This window comes from Tenacibaculum sp. Cn5-46 (assembly GCF_022347705.1).
Lineage (GTDB): Bacteria > Bacteroidota > Bacteroidia > Flavobacteriales > Flavobacteriaceae > Polaribacter > Polaribacter aiptasiae.
This window is the reverse complement of the sequence record NZ_JAKRGD010000003.1, coordinates 439,220-451,056: the sequence shown is the minus strand read 5'-3', so window position 1 is coordinate 451,056 and position 11,837 is coordinate 439,220. Positions and strand designations below refer to the sequence as shown.

Sequence of the window (11,837 nt, the reverse complement as noted above, 5' to 3'; positions counted from 1 at the left end):
ACAAAATTGTAAAGCGTTTTTTATTTTGAATTAATTTTTATTAGTAGCGAGTAGTTATAAACTATCTTTTAAGACTTTAATCTCATCACGTAGCTGTGCAGCGACCATAAAATCTAATGCTTTGGCTGCTTCTTCCATTTGTTTACGTTTGTCACGTATTCGCTTTTCTATTTCTTCTTTAGGTAAAAATTCTAAATCTTGCTCAGCTGCTTTTTGAGTAGCATTATCGTAATGATAAGAAGTAACTGTATCTTTCGATAGAGTATCATCTATTTTCTTATTAATCTGAGTTGGAGTAATTCCGTTAGCTGTATTGTAGTTAATTTGTTTCTCTCTTCTTCGGTTCGTTTCATCAATAGTACGTTGCATACTATTAGTAATTTTATCAGCATACATTATAGCAACTCCATTTACGTTACGAGCTGCTCTTCCTATAGTTTGTGTAAGTGATCTGTGCGAACGTAAAAAACCTTCTTTATCGGCATCTAAAATAGCTACTAAAGATACTTCAGGTAAGTCTAAACCTTCACGTAATAAATTAACTCCAATAAGTACGTCAAATAAACCTTTACGTAAGTCCTGCATTATTTGAACACGTTCTAGAGTGTCTACATCAGAGTGAATATAGCGACAACGAACTTGTATTCTAGTTAAATATTTTGCTAATTCTTCCGCCATTCGTTTGGTTAATGTTGTAACCAATGTTCGTTCATCTTTTTCTACACGAATTTGAATTTCTTCAATTAAATCATCAATTTGATTCAAACTAGGACGAATTTCAATTACTGGATCTAGCAGTCCTGTTGGCCTGATTACTTGCTCTACAAAAACACCTTCTGTTTTTTCTAATTCATAATCAGCAGGGGTTGCAGATACATAAATTACTTGATTTTGAAGTAATTCAAATTCGTCAAACTTCAATGGTCGATTGTCCATAGCCGCTGGTAATCTAAAACCATATTCTACTAAATTTTCTTTTCTACTTCTATCTCCACCATACATGGCATGTGTTTGTGGAATGGTAACATGACTTTCATCTATTACCATTAAATAGTCATCTGGAAAATAATCTAGTAAACAGAAAGGACGTGTTCCCGGATCTCTTCCATCTAAGTAACGCGAATAATTTTCTATTCCAGAGCAATAACCTAATTCGCGAATCATTTCTAAGTCGAATTCAGTTCTTTCTTGAAGTCTTTTAGCTTCCAGATGTTTGCCTATTTCTTTAAAATAGTCTACCTGCTTTACCATATCTTCTTGAATTTTATGGATAGCATTTTGTAGTATGTCAGGTGATGTTACAAATAGATTGGCAGGGTATATTGTTAGTTCATCTAATTTATCAACTACTTGATTTGTTTCGATATCAAAAGTTTCAATTTCTTCAATTTCATCCCCAAAAAAGTGAACTCGATAACCACTATCTCCATAAGATGGGTAAATAGTAACAACATCTCCTTTTACCTTAAATGTTCCACTTTTAATTTCAACTTCTGTACGAGCATATAAACTAGTAACTAATAAGTGTAAGAACTTTGTTCTTGATATTTGTTGATCTACTTTAATTGGTATTACATTTTTCTTGAATTCATTTGGATTTCCAATACCATATAAACAAGATACTGAAGCTACTACTAATACATCTCTACGACCTGATAATAGGGAAGAAGAGGTGCTAATTCGCAAACGCTCTATTTCATCATTGATAGATAAATCTTTTTCAATATAAGTTCCCGTAACTGGAATATAAGCTTCTGGTTGATAGTAATCATAATATGAAACAAAATACTCAACAGCGTTGTTAGGAAAAAACTGTTTGAACTCAGAATATAATTGGGCAGCTAAAGTTTTGTTATGTGCCAAAACTAAAGTAGGTCTGTTAACTTCTGAAATTACATTTGCAACGGAGAATGTTTTACCAGATCCAGTAACCCCTAAAAGAGTTTGGTATTTTTCATCTGATTCTATCCCGTTTACAAGTTGTTTAATGGCTGAAGGTTGATCTCCTGTAGGCTTAAATTCTGAGTGTAGTTCAAAGTTCATACAACAAAAATACGTATACTTTTATTGAAATACTATTTGTTTTATGTTATAGTCAACTTCAGAAAATTTATTTCCGTAATAGAGCAAAATGACTCTTTTTTATTCGAGTTTTACCATATTTATCAACTAAAGTAGCATGATACCAGTAATCAGTTGAAGGAAGTTGTTTGCCATTATAAATACCTCCCCAACCTTTATGATTTTTACTAGGTATTACAGCAACCCTTTTTCCATAACGATTGTAAATATTAACTGATACAGATTGGAAAAAGTCATTATCAATACCCAATATTTTCCAGGTATCATAGATGCCATCTTGATTTGGAGTACAATGTTTTTGAAAAAAAATTATAGGTATTTCATCAGAATTTGTAATTCCACATCCGTTTTTATCTCTTATACTTATAGTATATATACCTATAGCTAAGTTAGAGAAAGTATATGTTAAGTTTTCAATACCAGTATTGTAGCTATTAGAGTTGTTTAAAGCATATTCATAATTGCCATCTCCTTCAACTGTTATTGTTATACTATTGTCATTTAAAGTATCATCAATAGGAACAATATTTACAATTAGTGCTTTACTAGAGGTTGTAACAGTAAAAGTATTATATCCAGAGCATGGAGCTTCAGTTAATGAATTATTTGTAAAAGCTTCCACTTTGTAGGTCCCTGCATCTGAAGCTTTATATATTGAATTTGTAGCATTTGGAATGAGTTCTCCATTTCTATACCACTGATAACTATCTAAAGCATTACCAGTTGAAGCATCTAAATCTACCGTAGTCGTAGGAGTATTTTCTTTAGGAACACTAAGACATAAGAGAATGGGAGAGGGATTACCTTTAGGAACAGGTATAGATTCTATAAATATTTTAAAATTAGCTATAGTAAAACATGAAGAAGCAGAATTGGGTGTTATTCTTACATAAACATCTGAATTGTTGGTGAATAAGTGGTTTTCATAAGGAGGGATTAATGCATTAATATTATTATTAGCATCATTAAAAGTTCTATAAAAGTTAATAGTATGAGTATTAATTGAAACTGAAGTGTTTAATGTAGTTATTTCATTTATTTTTTTTGAAAAATCATAATAGCCATTCCCAGACCCCTGACTATTTGTTGCATTTTGATTGTTAGCATTGAGATCAGTTTCACATACATATACATCTGCTAAATTACTAGTTGAATTAGAATTTATAACCCTTAGAGTTAATGAGCCAGTAGCAAAACAATTATTATTGTTAGAAGAATTAAAACTAACTCGTACAACAATTGTTTCAGGGTTAGTAGTGTTTATATAATTAGTTTTGGGTAGCGGATTTAAGAAGTTAACATCAGTTTGATCAAAAAAATCTACAGTTACGTTAGTAGCGTTATTAGTTAGTTCAGCTTCTTTAGAGGTTAAATCAAAAGTGGTTGTTTGATCAGATGGATTTGAATCATTATCACATTGTTCAAAATCGGGGATACTAACAACTGTTGGTTGTGATACAAATTCGATATCAGCATCAGCAGTTAACGTAGTGTTACATGCATCGTTCAGTTCGATAGTAAGCTCATAAATTCCTGGTCCAAAATTAACATCATTTGTTGTTAATATAGAATTTGTTCCAATAACGTTTCCATCTTTAACCCAAGTATAAGTTGCTCCAGGTTCTATTCTACCAGCTTTTAAGTCATAATCTCTTCCTGAGCAAAAAAACTGTTTTTCATTACTAATTACTAAATCGTTAGCTGCATTTAAAATCGTTGTTGGTAAAAAGTAAGATTGTATAAATGGAGGAAGTCCTTGTGATGATTCTCTTCCGTTTAGGTTTACTCCATTATGAACATAGTTTATTGCATTTTTCGGGTTTTCTGGAGAATTAATAACTCCCAAAAAGTTTTGTCTATTTACGGCATGATAAATTTTACCATTTGGACCTATCTGTAAAGCTCCTCTGGAACCTTGATAGGTATAAAAAGGAGTACCTCTTGAATCGTTAATATCATTAATATCTGGAGAAGATACATCAAACTGATATAGGTTAGCAGTTCCTCCATTTGAAGAAATACCTGTAGAAACGTATAATTTATTTCCTGTTATTGAAAACTCAACACCATAACCATCATTTAAATCTAAATCTAGACGCCTACCATTGGTTATTATACCAGTGTTTGTATCTAATTCGTATATATAAGTACCAGATTCAGCTGTTGCCATTGCTAGTTTAGTTCCATCAGGAGAAGCTTTTAAATAGCCTCTACTAAACATTGCTCCTAAAGTATTTATGAGGCTAGATTGAACAGGTGTTGTATTAACACCAGCAGTAGTAACTTCATATGCATAAAAATCAGTTGTATCTGCTGTAATCACCCAAATAGCATCACAGCTTTTACCAATAACGGCTGTTATTTTTTCGGTTGCTGTACTAACTAAAGGAGTATTTTTAGTAGTAATATCTCCATTACCACCATTCAAATTCATGTCTACTATTGAATAATTAACTCCATGCATATTATTTTCTTGTGCATCGACAGTAAAGAGATAATAAATATTATTAATTGTTGGATTTGGAACTATCAAAGCAGATTGTGTACTAGAGCTATTACCTAAAAGATTAGTACCATTAGGCATTACATTGTGATTCCTATCCCAAACTGTTGTACCATCTGAATAGAATAATAAGTTTCCATTTGTATCAGAAATAGTAGAGCAACCTTCAAAAGTATTTAATTGTCCATTTAAAAGCGCAGTTGGGTCTCCTGCACCAAAATCAATTCCAGCATTTCTACCGAAATACCAAATATTAGCTTCATTTTGCGCAGATGTTATTAGAGAGGTAAGCAGGAAAAAAGTGATAATTACTTTCTTCATTTTAATAATTTGTAGCTAAATGCAAATTTACTTAAAAAAGAAAGTTTATAATACAGGTTTTTTCCTTAACTATTTGTTTACTATGTTTTTATGTGTTTGTTTTTAGTTTTTTTGAAGAGAGAAATTACCTTTTTTCTCAATGATATTTCCTTTTAAGTCAGTTAATTTTGCATGAAACCAATAATCATTTGGAGGAAGAGGTTTACCATTAAAAGTTCCATTCCACCCATGTTCAGCATTTTGATCATTGAAAGAATATAAAACTTTTCCAAATCTATTAAAAATTTGTACTTCTATATTCTTAAAAAACTTCGATTTAAGACCGTAAATTATCCAAGTATCATTTTTATTATCACCATTTGGAGTAAAAAAGTTAGAATAGCCTATAACACTGACATCTTTAGATATGACTGGTTCACATTTTTTTAAATCTCTCACATAAACGATACCTATACCTGGAGTTACTTGATTAAAGGTATGAGAAGTTCCACTACCAAAATAATTAATATTATCTAAAGAAAATTCATAAGAACTGTTACCATCAACACTAATATAAATGCTATTGTTTTGTTCGTCCTGAAAATTAATATCTAAATTGACAACGGTAGGAGGAGAAGGGTTTTCAACAGTAAACTCTTTACTAGTAGAACATTCTATTCCGTTTTCAGTTTTGTATACTGTAAGCGAAAAAGTTCCTGTCTTAGTTAGAGTAAATTGACTATTTGTACTTAAAATATTATTGTTACTATCTTTCCATTCAAACTTGTCATTTTGACTTCCTCCTGTTAGTATTACTGGAGGATGAATAGTTGGATTAACACAAATAGTATAAGTGTCTTGAAGATTTATATTGAGTGAAGAATTAACTACCAGATCAACAGGTTTAATACCACCACAACCAAGGTTATTATCTATTCTTAACCAAATTTGTGATGAATCAGAATCATATGAATCATCAAGTTTATTATTAGTGGTTTGAGCATCAATAAGAGTTTTATAAAAGCTTAAACCAATAATGTTTGTTAAATTGAGTTGATTTATAATATTTGTTTCTGCTTGTTTAAGATCAAAACGACCAATATTATTCCCTATAATATCATCAGAATCTTCACAGGTTATTATAGGTTGTATATCATTGACATTTATAAATGAAGATATAATCTCAAAACTACCAATAGAGTAACATCCATTTTCGTTTATGGCTCTTACATATATTGTTTGCGTAGGAGATAGGTTTTGATAACTTTCGGGTGTATTTATTCTTTGAGTATCATTAATAGCATCTGTTTGATTTTCGTAGAAATGATATTCTATAGGATCATTAGCTAAATATATTTTACTACTTATATTATTTAAGTTAAAATAATCAGTACCGTCATTGTCAACGTCACATTGTATTAAACTAGTATTTATTTCAAGTTTAGGTAAACTAAAAACCTCTACTTCTTTATAAAGTGTAATTTTTTGTAAGTTGCTTAGTTCAACTTCTGCCTTCGAAATGTATTTTCCAGGTAAATTATAGGTGTGATTTGGATTAATGGCATTTGAGGTGTTACCATCTCCAAAATCCCAAGCTATTGAATTAACAGGTAAAAAAGAATCGACAGAGAAATCGAAAGAATCAGAAACACACCCATTTTGTACGTCTATTCTGTTTCTAAAATAGGATTGAATAAAATTAGGCAAACCATCATTTGACTTTTTTCCGCCTAAATCTATAGCGTCTTCTATAAAATTAGCGTCATGACCTTGCGTTTCGGGAAAGGTAATTTCACTTAGAAATTGACTGGGGTTAATGGAATTATTTTCATTAACTGTTTTTGCAACATAAATCCTACCATTACTTGCTAATTGTAAAGCGCGAAAATTATATTGAGCAGATTCAACAAGTAATGTTCTTGTTTTAATTGATATTACTGTATCTAGAAAGAAAAATTGATAGATATAACTTTTACCTCCTCCATCACAAGAAAAGTATAACACTTTGGAATCTTGAGAAAATTCAATTCCATAATTTTTACCAAAGACAAAAATTTGTGGAGAAGAACTAACTTTTTTTCTGTAAGTAATTTCTGCTGTTGTAGAATTAAAATCATATACATAAACAAAAAGTTGATATTCGGCTATAGCAATATGTTTCCCATTAGGTGAAACTTTCATATATCCTAATGAAGTTGTAGTTTCTTCTTGTTCAGAAACAACGGGTATTGTATTAATACCCGTATTGTCTATTTTATATGACATAAAAGTATTAATTGGTGATGATGGAAGTGAATTTTTATTACCAAAAGTAATTAGCCAAATATCATTACCATTTGCATGATGTACTGCTGTAACTCTCTCTGAAGCTGTATTTCTTAAGAGTCTATTTTTAGTTGTAACTCTACCTAATGGGTTAGAACTGGAAAACTCTACTTCAGAATAATATATTCCTGCTGTTATTAAAAGTTTTGATGATCTTTGTTTACGTGTTGTAATTACGTAATATATATTTGGGTCACCGGGTTTAGGTATAATTAATGAAGATTGTGAATTATCAATTTCTCCAGCTAAATCATTACCGTTATCCATTATTTGATGATTCTTATTCCATATAGTTTCACCATTGGTATAAAATAGTAAATCTCCATTAGAATTAGAAATGGAAGAACACCCTGCAGGTGCTTCCATTTCACCATCATTTTTTACGTTAAGAGTTCCGTTATTAAAGCTTATCCCACCTTTATTTCCAAAATACCAATTGTTAGTTTCGTTTTGTGAAAAACAAAATATGGGGAGAAATAAAAGGAGAAATGTAGTAGTTAATTTATTCATAGCTAGAGAATTATTATGATTCTCCAGCTAATTTAATAAATTATTTTCTTAAAACGGAGAAATGCCCTTGATGTTGGTGCATTTTCCCTTTTCTATCTACTAGTTGAATTTTAAACCAGTAATCGCTAGAAGGAAGCTGTTTACCATTATAAGTTCCATCCCAACCTTGGCTATCTATAGGGATGATAGCTACAATTTTACCATATCTATCTACTACGGTAATATTACTAGAAGGGTAGAAGCTAGAGTCAGCTCCTTTAATTTTCCAAGTATCATTTTTACCATCTCCATTAGGAGTGATAAATTTAGGGTATTCTATAACAGAAACTTTTAATTGTGCATCTGGTTTACAACCATTTTTATCTCTTACAATAACGTTGTAAAAACCACCGTAGATATTGTTGAATAAAGGATCATCTTGAAAACCAGTCATATTGTTATCTTCATCAACAATAGCAAACTCATAATCCCCAATCCCTAAGTTTTGATTTTCTGTAATTATTTTAATCGAATAGTTATCAAGACCATTGTTATTAGTGTCGTCAACAATTACTATATCATCATCGTTTAAAGTAGGAGCAATAGATTCGTTTACTACAATTTCTCTACTTCTAGAACAACCAGTTCCGTCTTGCATTGTTGCAGTTACTACATAAGTTCCACCTTTTAAAACATCTAAAAACGCATCAGTACTAAGCACGTTAGGATCTCCTTTTATAGTCCATTCATAGCTATAAGTAGCATTAGGATTAATAGGTTCTAATCTTGTTTGAGGATTATTTAAACAAACAATCACAGGAGTGTCTACCGTAAAAGCAGGAAGAGGGTTGATAACAATATTGAAGTTCAAATCATCATGAACACAAGAAGTTTTAGTATTAACAACTCTTACATATATGGTTTGATTGTTAGCCGTATTTTCATACTTATTCTCATCTAAAGGATTACTTCCCGATTGAGCATCAGCTAAGCTACTATGAAATGTTACATTGTAATTACCATGATCAGTTGTAGGGTAATTAGCTAAAATTTCTGGGATTTTATTTTTCAGAGTAATATCTCCATTAATACCATTGGTATCATCATTACTAGCGTCTGATTCATTATCACAATCAATATAATTTACAATATTCAAAGGAATATTAGGTTCAGGCATTATAACCAATTGTAATGTAGCGATTCCATATCTACAACCTGTAGTTCTATCCAGTAAGCTAATATGTATAATTTCTGTAGCAGGATCGTCACTTAATAAATTCGCAGGGAAATTAGTAGTGGCCGGATCATTCGAATAATTAGTTTTTGATAATGGTAATACACCATCAATAGCATTTTGTAATGTTCTGTGATAAGAAACTTCAAATAAATTCGGATCTCTACCATTTAAGATGTCAGCATCTCTTTGCGATAAATCGATATTTTGAGCTAATCTATTTCTAGGGTCACCATCACTAGGAGTAGCTACATCACAAACCTCTAAGTTAGGAATAGTATTAGCTATTGTAGGAAGAGGGTTAATGATAATATCAAAAGTAACATGGTCGTTAAAACAACCAGTAGTATTATTTACCACTCTAACATAAATAGTTTCTCTATCTTTAGTTTGATTTGTGTAATTAGTATCGTTAGGAATAGGATTGTTTCCTGTATTAGCGTCAGCAGCACTTGTATGGAAAGTTACTGTAAACCCTGTCGTTTGAGTAGGTCCTAAAATAGTATTAACTCTATCTCTTAAATTAATACCAACATTAATTCCATCATCAAAAGCACCACTATTAAAGTCATCACAAAGTTCAAAATCTAAAGGTTTATTAGAAATTGGAGGTTGTTGTGCCCAAATAGTAAAACTACCAATACCAGTACAATCATTATTGACAGTATTTATAATCTTGATATATAAAGGCTGTGGAGTTTGAGCAGGAACATTTTTGTTTCTATAGTTAGTTAGATCAGGGATAGCATTTAAAACAGCATCTCTATCAGCAATAGTTTCAAAAATTAAAACATCTAAGTTAGGACGAATTGCAGCAGGGAATAAAGCTTTTACATCGTTAACAACAGAACTGATATTAAACGTTGTAATTCCATCAGTATCATCATTGTTGGCATTATCATTACCATCTGCATCTAAAAAGTCATCACAAGTTTCAAAAGGAGTGTTGTAAGCAACATCAGCAGAGAACCCAACAATAATTTCTACTCTAGAAATGCGATAACAATTTTTATTAGAAATTGTTCTAACCCATATAACATCTCCATTAGTAACAGGGTGTGCTGTAATGTTTGTTATTTCAGCAGTATCGTTAATGGCATCATTTTGAGTAGGGTAATACTTAAATGTTTCATTCGCATGATTAGCAGAAATATTCATTTGAGATAGTGTAAGGTTGATGCTCGTATTTAAATCAGCATCAGTATCACATTGCCTAACAACTATAGGGTTATTCACTACTGGTAATGGATTTACAACTAAATTAAACGATTTAGAAGTATCATTACAAGCAGGGTTGTTTCTGTTTTCTACTCTAACGTAAATTGTTTGAGAATTAGCTGTAGCATTCCTATATGGAGTATTTTTATCAATAACATCAGTGTTTTTATCAGTATTAGCTCCAGCTAGAGTAGTGTGATAAGAAATTTCATAAGTTGCAGTAGGAAGTGTTCCTAGGATTTCATTGTCTTTAGAGTTTAATAAGAAATTATTAAAGAAGCCATCTGTATCACCACCATTGGCAGTATCATCACATTCTTCATAATCAACAGGTGTTTGTGGAATAGGTTGACCAAAAATTTGTGATTTAAAAGAAGAATCAACAAAGCAATTTGTTGCAGTTCTATTTCTTATTCTAACATAAATAGTGTCATCTGCTGTATTATTTACATGAGTAGAAGGTGTTGTAATTTGAGTAGTGTATGCTGCATCTGAGTAAAATAATACTTCAAATGTTGTATTACTCTGACCTGCTAAAATTTCATTTGTTTTAGTTGTTAAATCTATATTAGTAGCTAAATTATTACTACAAGTTAGAAGAGGTGCTATAGCAGTATTGTTTACTGGAGGGGTAGAAAATTCTAAGGTAACATCATCTTCATCACTACAAGTTCCAGTAGTAATTTTACAGGTATATTTTCCGTTACCTAAATTAGCTAAATAACTTTGGTTTGTAGCTCCAGGAATTATGACATCATCTTTTAACCATTGGTATGAATCTGCGGTGACATTTGAAGATAATAATTTTTCTGTACCACAAACAGAAGTATTTGTTGCTGTTAGGAAATCTGTTCCAAGGTTTAAGCCTAAATTAAAACTTCCTTTTTCTAAAAACACAGCTGAATCAAGTCTACTATCTCTATTATCAGCAATTACTAATTTTATATGATAAGTAACATTAGGTTTAACTTTTCCTTTTGCTGTTAAAACGACTGTTCTTCCATCAAAATTAGTATCTCCCAAATTATTACCAGCAAAATAAGCAGGATTTACAGCAGCACAACCTGCACCTCCAGGAATAGGACCGTGTACATTTGTTACACTTACAGGTGTTGTGGTACCAGGTAATACAGCTAAATTTGTATAAGTTGTTGTACCGGATTCTCTTAATAAGAACGCGAATCCATCGGCATAACTACATGGATAATTATTTTGATATTCTTCTGAAGCCATTAAGTATCGGAAACTTATTTCATCAGATTTAGGGACGAAGTCAAATTCAATTACACTGGCATCAAGTAAATTAGGTTCACCTAATGAAGCACCTAAATCTGCATCATTATTTCCAGTGGTACCAGAATCTAAGCTTGTAGAACCAGCTTGTCCTATAGAAAAAGCTTTACCTGTTGAAATAACAATTCCTTCTTTAAAAGGGAAGCTACTTCCAGGTTTAGCCTTAAAGTATCCATAACTTTTATTTTGTGTATCTGTCGGAGTTCCAAAAACGGATGACGTTATATTTGTAACTGTAGCACAACTATTGCTAATTAGAACTTTTTCAATAAGATCTTGAGGGGTGTATTCTGCTTCTGCTTGTCCAGCTGGATTTACATCAATTGTTTGCGCTTTTAGGGAAAAAGAAGCAATAAATAATAATATAATACTTAGAGGTAGTTTTGACTTCAT

General features: G+C 31.3%; 4 protein-coding genes. All 4 read right to left on the bottom strand.

Annotation, left to right across the window (positions count from 1 at the left end; genetic code table 11):
• Positions 1 to 54: 54 nt before the first annotated feature.
• The 4 genes from uvrB to MHN29_RS08685 all read right to left on the bottom strand — a co-directional run bounded on the left by uvrB (position 55) and on the right by MHN29_RS08685 (position 11,837).
• On the bottom strand, positions 55 to 2,043 hold the full coding sequence (gene uvrB, locus MHN29_RS08700) for an excinuclease ABC subunit UvrB (protein ID WP_235274108.1): 1,989 nt from the start codon (positions 2,041 to 2,043) through the stop codon (positions 55 to 57).
• A gap of 67 nt (positions 2,044 to 2,110) precedes the next feature.
• Positions 2,111 to 4,906, bottom strand: coding sequence for a T9SS type B sorting domain-containing protein (locus MHN29_RS08695; protein WP_235274107.1), 2,796 nt, complete (start codon positions 4,904 to 4,906; stop codon positions 2,111 to 2,113).
• Positions 4,907 to 5,008: 102 nt separating this feature from the next.
• Positions 5,009 to 7,720, bottom strand: coding sequence for a T9SS type B sorting domain-containing protein (locus MHN29_RS08690; RefSeq protein WP_235274106.1), 2,712 nt, complete (start codon positions 7,718 to 7,720; stop codon positions 5,009 to 5,011).
• Between the two features lie 40 nt (positions 7,721 to 7,760).
• Positions 7,761 to 11,837, bottom strand: coding sequence for a choice-of-anchor L domain-containing protein (locus MHN29_RS08685; protein ID WP_235274105.1), 4,077 nt, complete (start codon positions 11,835 to 11,837; stop codon positions 7,761 to 7,763).

Excerpts from the sequence above, each read along its gene's own strand:
- uvrB (WP_235274108.1), bottom strand. The coding sequence starts at position 2,043 with ATGAACTTTGAACTACACTCAGAATTTAAGCCTACAGGAGATCAACCT.
- MHN29_RS08695 (WP_235274107.1), bottom strand. The coding sequence starts at position 4,906 with ATGAAGAAAGTAATTATCACTTTTTTCCTGCTTACCTCTCTAATAACA.
- MHN29_RS08690 (WP_235274106.1), bottom strand. The coding sequence starts at position 7,720 with ATGAATAAATTAACTACTACATTTCTCCTTTTATTTCTCCCCATATTT.
- MHN29_RS08685 (WP_235274105.1), bottom strand. The coding sequence starts at position 11,837 with ATGAAGTCAAAACTACCTCTAAGTATTATATTATTATTTATTGCTTCT.